Here is a 16,984-nt window from a genome sequence, read left to right as displayed (position 1 = left end):
AATTCTCTTCATTATCACTTCAGTCATTTCCTCCTAAGGAGATGGCTCTTTTTATTTCATACCTTTCATACATATATAAAGTTGTAATGTTTTTGGCATATACTTACTCGGGATAGCAAACTGTTACATGTAACGGTCCAAGCTGTTATTGCACTAAGCTATCTCCTTTTCCCCTGTACAATTTATTAAACTTGAAATATTTTCTTTTTGTTTCGATCAAAAACATCAAATCACGGAGTATTTAATAAAATAGTCACAGTAACACCATTAGAAAATGCCCCACCTGTTGTAGTTAATTGAACTGATAGTAGTGTACATCTATTAACTGTTAAATTTGCAGATGTTGTTGCACAACAATTCGGAGTTGTAGACGAGTTTGGTCCTGTAACTGTAGCTATAATTCCAGTAGCTATCGGAGTAGTAAATCCACAGTTTGAACTTGTAAATATTTGGGCGGAAGCTATTTGTCCAGCACTTAGACCGTGGTCACGTATATTTAAAGTTATACTTTTTATCGTAGCATCCACTGGAATAACTATTGAACTTCTTACAAACGAAGCTGATGAAGTACCTGATCCAAGAAAGTCATTGTTTCCTACTGATTGATCTGTAGAAAGAAAAACCTCCATTAACCCTGAACCACTTGGTCCGGTTGGTCCCGTTACCCCTTGCAGACCAGTTGTTCCTGTTGTTCCGGTTGCCCCTCGTAGACCTGTTGCTCCCGTTATTCCGGTCACCCCTTGTGGACCAGTTGCTCCCGTTGTTCCGGTTACCCCTTGCAGACCTGTTGCTCCTGTTGTTCCGGTTACCCCTTGCAGACCTGTTGCTCCCGTTGTTCCGGTTACCCCTTGTGGTCCGGTTGCTCCCGTTGCTCCGGTTACCCCTTGTGGTCCAGTTGCTCCCGTTGCTCCGGTTACCCCTTGGGGTCCGGTTGCTCCCGTTGCTCCGGTTACACCTTGGGGTCCGGTTGCTCCCGTTGCTCCGGTTACACCTTGGGGTCCGGTTGCTCCCGTTGCTCCGGTTACACCTTGGGGTCCGGTTGCTCCCGTTGCTCCGGTTACCCCTTGCAAACCAGTTGCTCCCGTTGCTCCGGTTACACCTTGCAGACCTGTTGCTCCCGTTGTCCCGCTCACACCTTGCAGACCTGTTGCTCCTATTGTTCCAGTTACCCCTTGTGGTCCGGTTGCTCCTGTTGCTCCTGTTGCTCCAATTCTCCCCACTATTATTTGCAATCCAGGTGAACCTACCTCTTCCGCTAACCCTTTGAAATTTGTCAAACCAGTTACTCCTGTTATTCCTTGATAACCTACCTCTCCAGTTGAACCTGTTTCTCCGTTTAGCCCTCTTCTAAAATTACTAAATCTCATTAGATCACCTCCTCCTCTTTTTTTATAATATTTTAATTAAAAATAATGAAATAGACATAACACTAGCGAAATAACCGGAAAATGATATCTTATAAATTCTTTATTCCATCCTCCTTAAAGTGTTACATATTAATCTTTCATTTTTATGTAAAAACCTTTTAAAGATAATATTTCCCTTCATCTAAAGCACGATAAAAAGCTGTAACATCCTGTTTAGTTACAACAGAACCGCCAATATTTGATGCACCACACCAACAAAGGAATCTTTTTGAATACATAAAAAATCAATGCTATATAGATTAGATCTTGATAAAAAAGTCGTTAAAAATATTGAAATAAATACTACCAACCTATATTGTTAATTGACTCATCTATTTTTTGAGTTACTGCTTATTACAGCTTGTCAAAAATCTAACTATTTCACAGTTGAAGCATTAAGAAAAGACCAAAGGCACCTTTTATCGGATGCTTTTTAAGCAGATTCAGTGGTTTATTGTTACTCAACTAACAAAGCAGGTTTGTTACAAAAGGAAATTAAAAAAGTTCAACCATTATGTTGAACTTTTAATGCTTGTTACATATTTTCAAATTGGAGATACTCTAAAATATTTCCGAAGGGGTCTCTGAAACTAATATATTTTCCTGGAGGACAATTAGTTGGTTCATCTACAATAAATTCCACTTCTTTATCTTTTAAAAATTTAACCGTTTCATAAATATCTTCAGTACTCAATCCTAATACAACTCCTGTAATTTTATTATCTTGATTAAAGGTTGTATTATCGTTCTCGTTCTCCTCTAAAATAATTGGTAACTCTCCGTGTACTAGTGATGCAATATTAGGTCCATACTGCTTGTTTAATTCAAAACCTAAAGTATTGGTATAAAAGTCAATTGCTTTGTTTAAATTGGGCACGTAAATACTTATAACACAAACCTGATTCACCATTTCACCCCACCTATTCTTAGTATTACCATAAATATTCTACACGCATTTATGAGAATCCTTTATTTTGAAAAAACAGAGTTCATTCTACGCATTTTGTAGATTAGATCTGTCTCTTTGTTTTAATAGCAACAATCTTTGAGAAAACAGCCTTTATTTAAAACCTAAAAAAGCTTAGGAACAACTCCTAAGCTTTTCTATTATTGAGTAACGCTTGAAACAAACTCTATTCTGAAAAATATAAATCAAAATGGAGTTTAACCTTTTCTAGCCCCCGTTAGCCATCCAAGTCGTGTGAAATTAACACTAACCATAGAAAATGAAAGATGATTACGTTCTTTCATGGGAGTTTAAGTGTATTCATTCACTAATGTGCAAATAAGAGTGCAGAGCAAGGTCTATCAAGCAAGAGTATAAGAATATTAAAGAATGCGAACTTTAATACCGAAAACACCTGATGAAAAACAAATACTCAAAATCAAGAAACTTATTCCTACTATAATTGAAATTAACCCAATAGCATATTCGACTTTATCTTTAAAAATTTTGCATAAGATTTTATAAATAATAATTCCAAGGAATCCACCTAATCCATTCAAAATTATATCATCTATATCAGTAGCACCTACTTTAAATGAGTATTGCAAGATCTCAACTGCCACACTAATAAGAACGCTCCATAAAGTGTTAATGAATATCCTTTTATTGTGATTAAACAAAATCAAATAGATACCTAATGGTATAAATAAAACAATATTACCCAGTACATTAACTAATGAAAAAATACCACCAATAGATAAATAATCTGTTATAGTATAAAACGGTATAAGATTTATAGATTGAAATGAATTCGCTTTTAAAAATAAAAATGCAAATAAAATAAAAATATAAAATCCTAATCCTATAATTAACAAAATATAGTTGTGTTCTGTTTTTTTGCTTTCATTAATCTTCATAGAGTATTCTCCAAATTCTAATTTATTTTCTTATAAGATATCTGCCTATATTATTATAATCCCCTGTAAACATTAATATTTTACTTAATTTAATCCCTATTTTCGCCGTGTGGTAATACCGTTCATCAATTTCGTTCAGTTTATTCCGCACCCTCACCTAAGTTTCTACACGTTATCAGGAAATATTGTCACTATCACACCATCCGTATTATTGCCCGATACCTCAAAACGAAGATTTGCTGGCACATTAATAGTGGTATTTTCACTAACAGGATAATAAAAGACCTCATATTTTTGACCATTTACAGTAGCAGAAATATGCTTTTCTTCTTTTAGATAGTCTAAATATTCCTCTAACACAAAATTCTTTTCTTTCATAATCGCACTATGTGGTAAACCGACATAGCGAATATGCCATGGTTCATTCATAATTCCCGTTATGTCCGTTTTATCCTCTGGATAACGTAGAGTAAACCCGTATTTCCAAGCGTTCTCTGCAATCCACTCTCCCTCAGGTGCTACCTCCATCTTCCCTTGGGTACTTCCCACATCAAGCGATAAACCTAAATTGTGTTCGCTGTAACCTGCTGGCAAGGCTCGAATGGAACCCATTTCTTTATAAAGTTTAGATTGCTCATCAAATCCTCGAAAACCACTTGTAATTAAAAAACTAGAAACTTCATCTTCTTCCGCATCAAGAACCATATCCGAAAATTTCCTTGCAATATCTTCTGATAAATATGTTTCGCTATTAAACAATCTGTATCCTTTTACCAATTCTTTGCGAACATTTAAATTGATGACATCTGATTTTATACTTTCATTGTGAACTGGATGCTTACTGTTGACCAAAAGTAAATTTCCTTGATAAATTTGTTCTACTGGAATTTCTACTTTTTTTATATTTCCAAAAGACAACTTTCCCTCCACTACACCATTCTCATTATAGGCATTTCCTATTACACCTTTTTCATCTCGAAAGAATGGTCCTATCTTAAAGGCTGTCACACCCAAACATATTGAAAAAATTAATAAAAAGCCCCACTTTTTCATTCTTAATTTCTCCCTTATTCTTCTTTACTTAAAAGATTATAAGTAAAACTAATTAAGAAAAAAGTAGGATGATTCTTAAGTTTTTCTTAAATTACTTACTTAAAATATGAAGCTATCTTAACTATAGTGAAGAAAAAATAATTTGCCTCTTCATTTATAAAAGTGTTTTGAATTTATTTATAATTTACAAGCTAGGTGTACGCTTCGCTAAAACCCAATAGAAATAATTAGCTTTTTATCCACTATCTGATGCACAATGGATCTCTGCGATATTTATGACGACGACGTACCCTACCAAACGTCAACAAAGGAATATTTTTAGATACATAAAAAACCAATGCTATATTCATAACTTTTCTTTCATTTAAAACCTCAAAAAAAGCTTAGGAACAATTAAGTGTACCCTTTATAAAGGACATTTTGAAAAAAAGCTAGGCAACCTTTTGAAGCTGCCGTCTGTATTTTGCAGGCGGCATTTTTTTCAACTTCCATTGCCCTCGATAATGGTTGTAATACATCATATAACTTTTTACTTCTCGTTTTACTTCTTCTAATGTTTCGCACGCTTTCAGATTGTTTTCATCTTTAAAATGACCGAAGAAGGATTCTTGAGGGGCGTTATCCCAACAGTTTCCTCGGCGTGACATAGATTGCCCTAGTCCCATTTTCTTCACAAGTTTCTGGAATTTTGGATTCGTATAATGGAATCCTTGATCTGAATGAATACATGCATCTTTCGTTAAATGGTGGTGATTTCGCTTCAATTTACGAAGAGTATTGAGCGCAATATCCATACTTAATGAAGCAGATACTTCATACGCTAAAATTTCGTTTGTTTCAGCGTCCTTAATCGTTGATAAATAAGCACGTTTGCCTTTTCCGGACGTCAAATACGTGATATCAGTTAATAATACTTTTCCTGCTACGCCTTGTTTAAAGTTACGCTGTAATTCATTTGGACATGTACGATGTTCTTTTGTTGCTTTGGCCATTCTACGTGCCGGATTCGCTTTTCGAATTGGGCATACAATCTCGAATTTCTTCATAATACGGCGAATACGTTTTAAGCTATATGTAATTCCATATTGATTTTCTAACGTCATCTTAATCTGACGTGCACCTTTTCTACGTCCTCGGAAAATGATACGCTTTTAAAATGATTTCTTTGACGGCTTCATCTGCTAACTCATGGGTTTCACGCTTTTGCGCTGATTTTTCTGTGAAATAATTATAGTAACCTGAACGAGATACGCCCATGATTTCACATAGATAGCTTACTAAACGTTTTAGTTTATATTTTTGAATCGTTTTACTGATTAATTCAAACTTTAGTTCCGTTGCGATTGTTATTTCTTCTTTAACATCTGCCTTTCGAGTAGATCGAGCTTTTTTAAAAGTTCATTCTCCGCTTGTAATAATTGATTTTTTGCTTCTAATCGTGCAATTTTTTCTTCTAAACTTAATTCCCGTTCTACTGGACGACCTGAATTCGTTTTACGTGTATCTTGTAGACCAGCCACTCCAGTTGTGCGATAAGCTGCACGCCAACGCTTTCCCGCTGAACTAATGCGCTTCAAACCAATCAGTTCTACATCTAAACCAGCCTCTTCAAAAATCGTTCTTGGGAGTTTTCCTTTTTCATTTTCTGCAATAAAATGGCGTTTAAACTCCTCAGTATAAGTAATTGCTTTATCACTAATAGCCTGGATATTAGAATTACATTTTAGTTGTTCTTGCTCTTTTTTAGTAAATATTCTTTTCGTCATTTATTACGCTCCGACATCTTTTTTCTCATTATAAACAAAAGTACCCTATAGGATAGACTTTTTTCAAAGTGTCTATCTTATAGGGTACAGTTTAAACGTTGCGGGTTTTTATTTATCAAAAATCATTGGACTACACAAATCTATTCGAAACCTTTTTTAATTTCATTCGTACATTAATTAGAAAGTTTACCTTTATTATTATTCGGAGGTATTTAAATGGACTCTTTTGCACTGATGGCTTTTTCTTTTGCTTGTTTGTCATTTGTTTTTGCTGTCTCAGCAGATTCTAAAATCAAAAAGTTAGAAAAACGTATCGAGGAACTTGAAAGAAAAAAGTAGTTTTTTAATACATAACTGGATTATAGAGCGATATTTTAAGCGCTGTTTAATCCTTATATTGTTCAATACTTTATGTTTGTGTATCAGAAAACTGATGTTAAAAGTTCTGAACGAATTTCATAATAGAACCCCCATTTATTAACTTTATAGGTTATAACAAATTATACAAAAATACATAATTAAACCTATTTTAAGTTTATTTAACACAAGTTTGATTTACTATATTTTGAAACGAAGGAGAATTATGAATGAAAATTCAAACCGGTAGTACATTAAATTATTTAAAAACAGAGGTAAATAAAAATATAAAAAATGAAAATCTCTTAGATTTATTTGGAAATGAAAATATACATAAAGACGAAGACGAAAAAAATAACAAATCTAAACTTGAGATCAGATATGAAAATGGTTATATACGTAAATATATTGTGAAACCAAATGGACAAAGAGTACTTATTATGGAGGTTAAACAAACCCAAAAAAATATGAAAGAGTCCGGAGATTTAAATGATATGTTGATACAACAGATTGAAAAGTTATCTAATCCAAAAAAATATGAACAGAGTACTTCTATTTTTGAAAAAGAAAAAAATATTTCTAAATATAAAACAGGTATTTGAGGACAATAATTTTATTGCACATTAGAATCCTTAAAAAAAAAGATGTCTGCTTCCCCCATAAGCAGACATCTTTTTATCTTAATTATACTTTGTTGTATTTTATATCATCAAAATGACTGTAGGAAATGGGTTTCATTTTCACTTTGAAACATCCCCTTAAAGCCGTTGGTTACCCCTAAACATTTCCAAGTGTTGTTGTTACCTTATTTATAATAATTCTTCTGCTTTGGCATATTAGTAGTCTCTTGCCTGAAATCAAAGTCTTATCATCGAATGATCAATTTCTAATTCTTTCGCTACTGTTTTATAACCCATACCCTCTATTGAATAGAATTAATAAAGGTATTTATTTTTAATCAAAAGGTAAGAGCCCTACTACAATTTATAAGTAGCAAAGCTCTTGAAGTTGTAAGTTTTATTTAAATTCACTCTAAATACTTGATTTCACTGCTTGTTTAAAAAAAGATTGCATTGGTTACTTTGAAACTATTTTAGTAACCATTGTTAGTATCATATAATTTATCTCAAGCTTTTTTTGACCAAATGACAACTGGAATAAGGATCAAAGATAATAGACCTCCAGCTAAAGATAATGTTGCATAGCTTGCATTAGCCACTACCATGCCTGAGAGAGCACCACCAGAAGCTCCTGCTAGTGCAACTAAAACATCTATTTTCCCTTGCGTTTTTGCACGTGTAGAAGGCTCTGTTGAATCTACTATTTGAGCAGTTCCACTAATTAAGCCAAAGTTCCACCCTAACCCAAGTAAAGAAAGAGCTATGATTAATAGAACCATAGAATCACTCGGTGCGAATGCCGCCAATAAACCGGCAAATAACAGAGTCACTCCGGAAGCAATACTCATGGCAGTACGTCCGATTTTATCAACAAGAATACCTGTTACGAGCGACGGAAGATACATGGCTCCTACATGAAATCCGATAACCAGTCCAACCTCCGATAAACCATGGCCATGATGTTTCATATGTACGGGTGTCATTGTCATGATAGCAACCATTACAATTTGAGTAAGTACCATAACCGTTGCACCTACTGCAAGACCACTTTTATTAGAAACTTTTTTATTAAAGGATTCGATCTTATTCCCATGCTCAGTTTCTTGTTTGTGCGCTTCAATCATTTTCGCTATTTCTAATGGATCCGGACGTAACATAATAAAAAGGACCAAACCTGCTAAGATATATGCTGTTGCTGATAAGATAAATGGACCCGCAAGAGCCGGCACACCAATAGAAACAGCAAATCCCCCCATAATATCTACTAGATTTGGCCCTGCAACAGCACCGAATGTTGTCATCACCATTGTTGTACTGATAGCCGTTGCTCGTTGTTTATTATTGGCTAAATCTGTCCCTGCATAGCGGGCTTGTAAATTTGTTGCAGTTCCTGCGCCATAGATTAGTAGAGAAGCGAATAATAAAATGACACTATTTATGATGGCAGCAATCACTACACCAATTGCACCGAGTCCTCCGACAATAAAACCTGCCGATAAACCTGTACGACGACCATAACGTTGAGATAATTTCCCCACAATTAAAGCTGTCCCTGCCGACCCTAAAGTTAATAAAGCGGAAGGTACACCTGCATAAGCATCCGTTCCTAGCATTTGTTGAGCTAAAAGAGCCCCTACCGTAATACCTGCTGCAAGTCCTGCCCCACCAAAAACTTGTGAGAGACTAACAACGAGTAGCACTCGTCTATATAAGCTCTTTAGCTTTTCGGGTGATTCTATATAAGTCTCTATCGGGTCTTGTGTTTTTCCAAACATTTTTTTCAATACCTTCTTTCTACTTATCTTAATGATTAAACATAACCATTTTGTCAGCCCATTCGACAACTTCTACAAAATCATTCATTGCAGAGATTGGACAATAGATGTTTTATCAAGAGATCGCAATATTATTTAGAATTCAAATAAAAATACCATCTATTACTTTTATTACTTTTCCATTCAACAAACCTGTCCTCGTTAGTCATAAAAGTTCTTAGCAAAAGAAAGCAGAAGTACCGTCCATAGACCGTATCCTAAATATTCCTATGTAAAATGTATATAGAACGTAATAAGAAGATAGAACTGTCAAAGTAGAATACAAATTTGACAGTTCCTTTTTAATTAATGCGCTTGCATCACAACATTCTTTTTCTTTGAATATAGTAAAAAAGTGATCGTTAAGCTTAAGCTGATTATACCAAAAACTAGTCCCAATCCACTTAAACCAACTAAATCTAGCATCATGCCTGTTGACAATAAGACGACTTGAAAGATGACAGAATCGATCATATTACGGAATGAGAAAAATCGGCCATGAAAATCTTTTGGCACTTGCTTTTGAAAAATCACCATGGTCGTTGGGAAAAAACAGCCTACTGAAAAACCAAAAACGCCAAAAGCTACTAATGCAAAAAATTTAATATCCGATAATAGTAGCATGAGCTCCATTGAGCCGATGATAAATGCTAAAGTAAAGAGGAGTGTACCAATTTTCACCCGTTCCGTAATCAATTTTAAACCAGCTGCACCAAGCATAAAACCAATGCCCTCAACTGTATACAATAATCCAGATATTGTCGTTGAATGATGAATCTCAGAAATTTTCATAATAACTAAATTAAAGGAACCTAAAAATAATGTTGGAATTAACATTAAAACAAGTGTCATTAAAACTATTGGGTGCTCCTTCACCATCGGTAACACTTCTTTAAAGCCGCCCTTTTCCTTAGTTGCTAAAGAATGAATATCCATCTCATCCAATTGTAGGAAGCTCGTAATAACAAACATCAAAATATAGACAATAAATGAAATGATGTACAACCATTTCAACTCAAAGAAACTTAACATGAATCCTGCTGCAGCCGTACCAATAATCCTTGAAATCGTTCGGGCATTCATTTGCCAAGCATTAAGTGTGATTAAATCCTTATCCTTAACAATCATTGGAATAATAGATTGTAGAGCAGGCATATAAAAGGCTGCTGCTATTTGCAGCGTGATTAAAAAAAGAATCATCCATACAACCGAATTTGTAAAAAGTGCCATAAACATAAATAAAACACTTATAATTCGTCCTACACTTGCCCACTGTATAACTGTTTTTTTCTGCGAATTATCAATAATACGTCCTGCCAACGGACCTACTATTAAGCCAGCCAATATACCGCAAGAAATAATTAATGATTTGTGAAAGTCAGAGGGAACGACCTCTTGCATAAAAGCTAGATTGCCTATTATCCCAGCCCATAAGCCAAGACCAACGACAAATTCACCCAATAAAATAATCCATACATTCCGATTATGCCACATGCCGTATCTCCTTGCTGTTTCATTTATTAATTACTACATAGTAACAAAATTACAAATAATCGTACATAGTCGTTTTCTAAAGTAAGAACTATGCAGAAGATTAGAGGCAAATGCAAAAAAACACCGTTTGATTCCAGTATCAAACGATGTTTAGCTTTTTTGAATAAAGCTGGCTGTAACTCATATTCGATTTATAGTGATTTTCTAATAAGGCGCCGCCAGCCAATCCAGAAAATAATAATCAGCATACCTGCTCCAACAGACTCGGTCAGTTTCCACAAAAGTATAAGAATCAGTAAAATAATTAACGGAAGAATCGTCAGCTTCAAATCATCTAATTCTTTCATTCGCGCACTCTTCTTTCTTATGAGACATAATTAGCATTCATAATACTTTCGCAAACACAACTGATATTTTCTTTCAAATTATTATTAATGTAAAATTTTAAAATAGACTTCTCCCCTACCCCACATGACGATGGATACTACTTATCTTCATCATATTCTGAAGGTAGCATAATGGAAACCTCATATTTTGATATTTTCATTTGATGATATTACATCACATTTTTTGTTCTCTTCTTCTTTTGGGACAATTAATGTGGCGTCTTAATAACAATCGATAGCGTAAGTCTTAAAAAATTTATTCACTTCCACATAAGAATTGCAAACATATTTAGCCTTTCGAAACTTTCAACTGATACTGCTCAACTATTCGGCTAAAGAACGAGGCTAGAACTTGCTGAAATAACATACCAAATACTACTGGCATGACCGTTTTTGTAGGAAAGTATGTAGTGGCTATCACTACTCCAACAGCAATATTCCGCATCCCTCCTGTAAAAACAAACATTGTTATAATACTTATATCCTTCCAAAGAATATGACCGAGTACTAAACATAGCGCATATCCTGATACAGCTAGAACAAATACGACTACTATAACACCGACAAGTTCCCAGCTAAAATGTTTAATATACGGGGCGATTGCGCTACTATTAATCATCACAATGCTAAATAAGCTTAGTTTTGAAAAAGGGGCTAATTTCTTTCCTAGTGTCATTGCAATATTGCCTTTCGTCAACTCGTTTAACGCTACACCTACAAGTGAAGGCACAACAATCATCCAAAGTAAATCTAGCATTAGACCTGCAGTATCAATTTCGATTGTTTGCCCCATAACAATATGTAGTAAAGCAGGAATAACTACGGGTGATATAAGTGTGTCGATTAAAATAATCGCAAGACACAATGGAAGATGTCCTCTACAAATACTTACCCAAATAAAACTCGTTACTCCAGTTGGCACAGCGACCGATAAGACAAAGCCAATCGTAAGTAAGTGATCGTTAAAGATAACGGTTGATACAAAATAAGCCCACATTGGCATCATCAGATGTAAAAATACAAGGGCTATTACTATAACCTTTGAGTATCTTCGAAGATTTTTTATCCCTTCAAAACTCATATTTAAACTACCTGCAAACGTCATAAAAGCAAAAAGCCACGGCATTAAAAATAGAAGCTGATGCCCTACATTCCCCAATAAAACACCCACCACTAAACTTAGTGGTGTTAAAATAGGCATCCATTTTTGGAGATATTTATTGAAACTATTCAACATCTCTGTTTATTCCTTCTTTCCCAAAAGAATCTCTTATAGGATTGCACTATCTCATCCTTTCTACTTAAAATAAACTAGAAAAATTTGCAGTTTTTATCCATATCCTTCAAACTATTAATAGTACTAGAAAGAAAGGATGACAGAGACAAATGAAAAAAATAGTGTTCGCTTTATTGCTTCCCATACTTGTTGTGGCAAGTGGATACACTGTGCAAGCTGCTGGTTTTAAAGATGTGCCAGAAGATCACTATGCGTATGAAGCCATCCTGTGGGCAGAGGAATATGATATCGTTAATGGCTATGCAGATGGTACATTTAAGCCCAATGCAACAATCACGGAGCAACAATTCGCAAAACTACTTGCTAATTTTTATGAGCTCGAATCACCTTATGATGAGCTAAAAAAGCAAACCCCTCTAGCAAACTGGTCTGATGAATTTTACAATCGACTTGCAAGCTATGGTGTACCATTAAACGGGTATTTCGATAACAATATTCGAGGAGCTAATGTGAAGCGCGGGGTTGTGGCACAGGCTATTTCACATTTAGTTAATGGTAAAAGTGGATTAGATCAATCCATACAGTTTTTACTCGATTATTACATTTCCACTGGTCAAAATTTACAGTATGAAAACCGTAATTTACAGAAATTTTTTGGCGTGTCAAACAATATGACGCGAGCTCAAGTCGTTACAATGCTTCACCGTATGGATGAAAGAAATTTTTATGAGATTTCAGATTACGCACAAAAAATCAACGAAAATATGAGTAATGCTTCATTAAATACACGAGCGAAAAATGGCCAAAATCAGCTAGATAAAACAATGCAGCTGACAACACCTTCTAATAGTGCTTGGAATGGCACCTATTCGTATTACTATAAATGGGGGACTGGATCAACTGATTTTAATCGCCGTGATGCCTATATTTCAAACGCAACAAGCAAAAGCTTTACTATTTTCATGACTGCCAATGATGGGACAGCTGCAGGGAGTGTCGATGGGACAGCGACGATTACTTCTAACACTAAGGCCGTGATGAATAAATCCTCAAACGGCAATCGATGTGTCTTGGAATTTGAACGTCATAATAATGCGCTTAAAATTACCGAGGTAGATTGTCGTAAAGAGCATGACGAAGGAACGAATTTTTCCGGGACTTTAAAGAAGCAATAAATTCCCCATAGTTCAAACTGTATGGCCCTTTATTAATCACAATAATACTCTTCAATTGTGAAAAGAACTAAAAAGTGCAAATGGATTAAAAAATTCATTCGCACTTTTTTGATATAACTGTGTACTTTAAAAGATTGCTTAGTCAGTAAACAAATAGAATCCATTTTGAAAAAGGTCACGGGTAAACAATATATGCCCTTAAAACTTCTTATACATTTTCATAGCAATCTCTATAAAATCAGCGAGATACGGAGATATATGCTTATCCTTATGCCAAGCGATATCCGTAAAAATGTTTGCTAATTTCGTTGATGTAACCAATTCTTGTAAACGTTTGTTTTTTAGCTCCTCCTCCACCACCATTTTGGGTAAAAACGTAATACCTAAGCCCGCCATCACACATTGCTTAATGGCTTCAATACTTGCAAATTCAATCATTTGTATTGGAAGCGCAGCTTCTTGTTGCAGCTGTACTTCCAATTGATTACGGTAAGAGCAACCGCTCTCCGTCAGAAGCATCGTTTCATTTGAAAGTTGCTGTAAAGAAAATACCGCTCTCTCCTCATTGCTATCAGTAGGTGCACTGACAAAAACTAATTGCTCTTGAATAAGTCGCTCACGATGTAACATAGGTGTTTCCTTATAGGCATCCGTAATAAATGCTATATCTAAATTGCCTGACTGTAATAAATCTTTGGCTATTTCGGTTGTATGCACAGGTTTAAAAATGATTTTGACTTGTGGATGGGATTTCTGAAATTGTTGTAAAACACTTGGCAGACGGTATACACATTGACTTTCCTGTGCACCAATTTTTATTACCGCTTGTGTTTGTTCATTTAATACAGCTTTTTTCATTTCCACATTTAGATCTAACATTTTTTGTGCATACTGTTGTAATCGCTGGCCCTCCTCCGTAAGAGTGATGCGTTTGCCAAGCCGCTCAAAAAGGACTACGCCAAGCTCTTCTTCAAGCGATTTAATTTGTGCTGTAATACTCGATTGAGCATAATCTAATAGCTGTGCTGTTTGCGTAAAACTTAACGTTTCTGAAGCTGTTAAAAACGTTTGCAGCTGTTTAATATCCATCTTCCCCACCCCTAAATCGTTTTTTTCGATACATTCCATCGAAACATTCAGCTTTATCGATAATAAAGATAAGTTTACACTAGTTATAACCTGAAGGACAGAGGAGGATTTTCATGAACATTACCGCATTTATTGGTAGCTCTAGAGCCGATAGTAATAGTGAACAATTAGCTAATTATGTTTTAGAGGGCTTACATCATAAAAAAATAGATCTAAAAAATTTTACGATCGAGCCTATTCACGATTTGCGCCATGATGATAATGGCTTTCAGTTTGTAGATGATGATTATGATCAAATTATCCATGCGCTTTTAACAAGTGACGTCGTTATTTTTGCCACACCGATCTATTGGTACAGCATGTCAGGAATAATGAAAAACATGGTAGATCGACTGAGTCATGCTATTCGAGATGAGCGTTTCCCACAGCTAAAAGAAAAGCTACAAACTACCGAGGCCATCGTTCTTGCCGTCGGTGGTGATGCCCCATATATAAAGGGCCTACCAATGATTCAGCAATTCCAGTATATTTTTGACTTCTTAAAGATGCCGTTCTCCTCGTACATTATTGGAGAGGCAAACAAACCTGGTGAGATACGTCACGATGAACAAGCACTGACACAGGCTTCTATATTAAATAAGCAGTTAAAAGCACGTATCTATCCCATTTAAAAAAACGACCTGAAAGCAGCTATGCTTTTAGGTCGTTTCATTATGTTGAAACAGAATGATCGAGGAAATTTTAGTGAGAATTAAGGCAGCCTCTATAATGTCCCCCTTCATCAAAACAAGTGGTTGATTTCCGCTCCGACTGATTTCTTTTTCCTAAGGGCAGCCACCCCATGTATATAAGGTGACTTCTCCTTTTGCTTGTAATCTTCACTAAATTTCAAAAAAAAAATTAAAAATCCTATTCGCTAAACAATTTTTGTGTAAATTTATCTACCAAGCAGCTGATGCTTTTTGATTGTTCACTTTCATCTTTATATTTTAAATCAAGATTTGACAGCGGCTCAATAATGAAGTTACTCCCCTTACTTTGTAAACTAAATGGGACATTGTCATATATAGCAAATAACACAAAATTATAATTTGGTAACGTACTATATTTAGTAAGAAGTTTATTTTTTATCCCTTCCCAAACCATTGGAATTACATCCCCTGATAGTTGGTCTCCTATCCGATATCCATTATAAGGACTGAACCACCAAGCTTTAAAGGACTTCAATATTTGATCAAATGTCTCCTTGCCTTCTATATTATTTTTAAAGAGGGTTTGATAATTAAAACTATTTGGCTTATTTATAAAATTGATATCCATTGTTAGAACCTCATTGTCAACAATACGATCGTGGAGAGAATGAATATAATTTCCCCAATGTTTGGATATTTCATCTATAAAAACATCCATTGACAAAAGTGTATTTTTCTCTAAATACAAGAAAGGAAATACTTTTGGTTCATCACTATATTCATTGTAGTTTTTATAAACGTTTGAAACATAGACAAGAAAATTTAATATGATTGAACAATCATTTCGAAGAATCACTACTTCATCCCACCTTTAGTTTTTAATTGACTATTACCTTATAATAGCAAAAAACTAAGCCTCAAGGACTTAGTTTTTTTAATTTTTTATTTTCTATAAGCAGTACTACAGTTTGGAACCACAAAACTCGATGTTCCTTGATTGTCTCTTGCCACTCCTGTTAGTTTTGCTGAGTAAGTTTTCCCTCCAGTTGACGGTCCATAGGCAATGTCAGTTAATGCCTTTGTCGCTTGACCCATTCCACTTACTGGGATTATGGTAACAACTTTTTTTCCATTTGAAATTAAAATTTCTCCGAAAAATGAATATAGAGTACTAAATTTCGGGTTAATATACCACCATATTTTTCCACCTCCCTGATCTTCAATTTTTGCTACCCCTCCATTTCCCGTACATGTAACAAATGGCTGTACAGAATTTACTTCGTGACTCATACCACTTCCTCCTCTCCTTGATAGTTAAGTTACATTTACATATTCAACTTAATTTACAAATAACCGGTCATTATTGAACTTTTGAATATGTATCTAATAAAGAGGTTTTTACTACTTAAAAAACAACCATAAACCGTAAATTAGAAAAAAAATTAATAATACGAAGCTATTAATATAGTTAACGCAAGTTCCCGAGAAAGCTATTTTCGTTATACCATGTTTTTTAAATCACACTGTAATCAAAAAACGACCACATTTTAATGGTCGTTTGTAAATTCTAGCTCTTTAGGTGGATCACCTTTTTTATTCATTAATCGCATACGGATTGGCTCGATTTTTAGTGTAATCATTTCATCTTGATTACCAACGAAAATGCTTGTAAAAAGTTCGGCTAACTTATTTTTTATTCCTTCCTCTAAAATCTCTGTTAGCTTTCCTTCAATTTCAACGTACGTGTCACCAAAACCTCCATTTTCGTATCCATATAATATATGTGTATATGGGTTTTTACGAAGCTCTTCCATTTTTTCAGAATGTTTATTCGTTACTGTGTACAATACAAAATCTTCATGTTGGAATGTCATATAACGTGAGTACGGTTTGCCATTCTCAACGGTTGCCATCGTTCCTATTTTTTCACGATTTAAAACTTCTAGTATTTCATCTCGCACAGAGGTCATATCATCTCATCCTTTCTTATCCATACTATTTTGTCCTTATTTAGCTTAGCTAATCATATTTT

General features: G+C 34.8%; 18 protein-coding genes. 4 read left to right on the top strand and 14 right to left on the bottom strand.

What is annotated here, in order from left to right:
* Nucleotides 1-230 precede the first annotated feature (230 nt).
* From ACVYAD_RS08375 to ACVYAD_RS08350, 6 genes are all read right to left on the bottom strand, one after another.
* Nucleotides 231-1,367: a collagen-like protein gene (locus tag ACVYAD_RS08375; RefSeq protein WP_476425785.1), complete on the bottom strand. Its 1,137-nt coding sequence runs from the start codon at nt 1,365-1,367 to the stop codon at nt 231-233.
* A 574-nt stretch (nt 1,368-1,941) separates the two neighbouring features.
* Nucleotides 1,942-2,316, bottom strand: a complete 375-nt coding sequence (locus ACVYAD_RS08370; protein WP_476425784.1) for a VOC family protein — start codon at nt 2,314-2,316, stop codon at nt 1,942-1,944.
* Between the two features lie 419 nt (nt 2,317-2,735).
* Nucleotides 2,736-3,269, bottom strand: a complete 534-nt coding sequence (locus tag ACVYAD_RS08365; protein ID WP_476425783.1) for a VanZ family protein — start codon at nt 3,267-3,269, stop codon at nt 2,736-2,738.
* Nucleotides 3,270-3,434: 165 nt separating this feature from the next.
* A complete protein-coding gene (gene vanY / locus ACVYAD_RS08360; RefSeq protein ID WP_476425781.1) occupies nt 3,435-4,322 on the bottom strand; it encodes a VanY-A/VanY-F/VanY-M family D-Ala-D-Ala carboxypeptidase in 888 nt (295 codons plus the stop codon).
* A gap of 431 nt (nt 4,323-4,753) precedes the next feature.
* Nucleotides 4,754-5,464: an IS3 family transposase gene (locus tag ACVYAD_RS08355; protein WP_476425814.1), complete on the bottom strand. Its 711-nt coding sequence runs from the start codon at nt 5,462-5,464 to the stop codon at nt 4,754-4,756.
* Between the two features lie 204 nt (nt 5,465-5,668).
* Nucleotides 5,669-6,088 carry an HTH domain-containing protein gene (locus ACVYAD_RS08350; protein WP_476425779.1) on the bottom strand — a complete coding sequence of 140 codons (420 nt, stop codon included), beginning with the start codon at nt 6,086-6,088 and terminating at the stop codon, nt 5,669-5,671.
* A gap of 216 nt (nt 6,089-6,304) precedes the next feature.
* Between ACVYAD_RS08350 and ACVYAD_RS08345 the strand changes: the two genes are divergently transcribed.
* Together ACVYAD_RS08345 and ACVYAD_RS08340 are read left to right on the top strand one after the other, a co-directional pair.
* Nucleotides 6,305-6,427: a hypothetical protein gene (locus tag ACVYAD_RS08345; RefSeq protein ID WP_349660934.1), complete on the top strand. Its 123-nt coding sequence runs from the start codon at nt 6,305-6,307 to the stop codon at nt 6,425-6,427.
* Nucleotides 6,428-6,675: 248 nt separating this feature from the next.
* On the top strand, nt 6,676-7,047 hold the full coding sequence (locus ACVYAD_RS08340; RefSeq protein WP_476425777.1) for a hypothetical protein: 372 nt from the start codon (nt 6,676-6,678) through the stop codon (nt 7,045-7,047).
* Between the two features lie 524 nt (nt 7,048-7,571).
* On the opposite strand, the gene ACVYAD_RS08335 is transcribed toward ACVYAD_RS08340, so the two are convergent.
* From ACVYAD_RS08335 to ACVYAD_RS08320, 4 genes are all read right to left on the bottom strand, one after another.
* Entirely contained in the window at nt 7,572-8,840 is a 1,269-nt protein-coding gene (locus ACVYAD_RS08335) for an MFS transporter (RefSeq protein WP_476425775.1), read from the bottom strand.
* Nucleotides 8,841-9,185: 345 nt separating this feature from the next.
* Entirely contained in the window at nt 9,186-10,373 is a 1,188-nt protein-coding gene (locus ACVYAD_RS08330; protein ID WP_476425773.1) for an MFS transporter, read from the bottom strand.
* A 191-nt stretch (nt 10,374-10,564) separates the two neighbouring features.
* Complete coding sequence (locus ACVYAD_RS08325) at nt 10,565-10,720, bottom strand: hypothetical protein (RefSeq protein WP_386827026.1); 156 nt, start codon at nt 10,718-10,720, stop codon at nt 10,565-10,567.
* A 328-nt stretch (nt 10,721-11,048) separates the two neighbouring features.
* Nucleotides 11,049-11,996: a bile acid:sodium symporter family protein gene (locus ACVYAD_RS08320; protein ID WP_476425771.1), complete on the bottom strand. Its 948-nt coding sequence runs from the start codon at nt 11,994-11,996 to the stop codon at nt 11,049-11,051.
* A 149-nt stretch (nt 11,997-12,145) separates the two neighbouring features.
* Here ACVYAD_RS08320 and ACVYAD_RS08315 point away from each other — a divergent pair, with 149 nt between their 5' ends.
* Nucleotides 12,146-13,171: an S-layer homology domain-containing protein gene (locus ACVYAD_RS08315; protein ID WP_349660940.1), complete on the top strand. Its 1,026-nt coding sequence runs from the start codon at nt 12,146-12,148 to the stop codon at nt 13,169-13,171.
* A gap of 198 nt (nt 13,172-13,369) precedes the next feature.
* Here ACVYAD_RS08315 and ACVYAD_RS08310 read toward each other — a convergent pair whose 3' ends face one another.
* Nucleotides 13,370-14,260, bottom strand: a complete 891-nt coding sequence (locus ACVYAD_RS08310) for a LysR family transcriptional regulator (RefSeq protein ID WP_476425769.1) — start codon at nt 14,258-14,260, stop codon at nt 13,370-13,372.
* 113 nt (nt 14,261-14,373) lie between these two features.
* On the opposite strand from ACVYAD_RS08310, the gene ACVYAD_RS08305 reads away from it, so the two are divergent.
* Entirely contained in the window at nt 14,374-14,931 is a 558-nt protein-coding gene (locus tag ACVYAD_RS08305; RefSeq protein WP_476425767.1) for a flavodoxin family protein, read from the top strand.
* A gap of 238 nt (nt 14,932-15,169) precedes the next feature.
* Here ACVYAD_RS08305 and ACVYAD_RS08300 read toward each other — a convergent pair whose 3' ends face one another.
* The 3 genes from ACVYAD_RS08300 to ACVYAD_RS08290 all read right to left on the bottom strand — a co-directional run bounded on the left by ACVYAD_RS08300 (nt 15,170) and on the right by ACVYAD_RS08290 (nt 16,922).
* Nucleotides 15,170-15,808, bottom strand: coding sequence for a hypothetical protein (locus ACVYAD_RS08300; RefSeq protein ID WP_476425765.1), 639 nt, complete (start codon nt 15,806-15,808; stop codon nt 15,170-15,172).
* 86 nt (nt 15,809-15,894) lie between these two features.
* Nucleotides 15,895-16,242 (bottom strand): hypothetical protein, encoded by a 348-nt coding sequence (locus tag ACVYAD_RS08295; RefSeq protein WP_476425763.1) that lies wholly within the window; start codon nt 16,240-16,242, stop codon nt 15,895-15,897.
* A gap of 257 nt (nt 16,243-16,499) precedes the next feature.
* Nucleotides 16,500-16,922, bottom strand: coding sequence for a pyridoxamine 5'-phosphate oxidase family protein (locus ACVYAD_RS08290; RefSeq protein ID WP_132359637.1), 423 nt, complete (start codon nt 16,920-16,922; stop codon nt 16,500-16,502).
* Nucleotides 16,923-16,984: the final 62 nt, after the last annotated feature.

The organism is Lysinibacillus sp. G1-3 (assembly GCF_056322905.1).
Note: the sequence above shows the minus strand (reverse complement) of the source record. Positions and strands in the feature narration are given on the sequence as shown.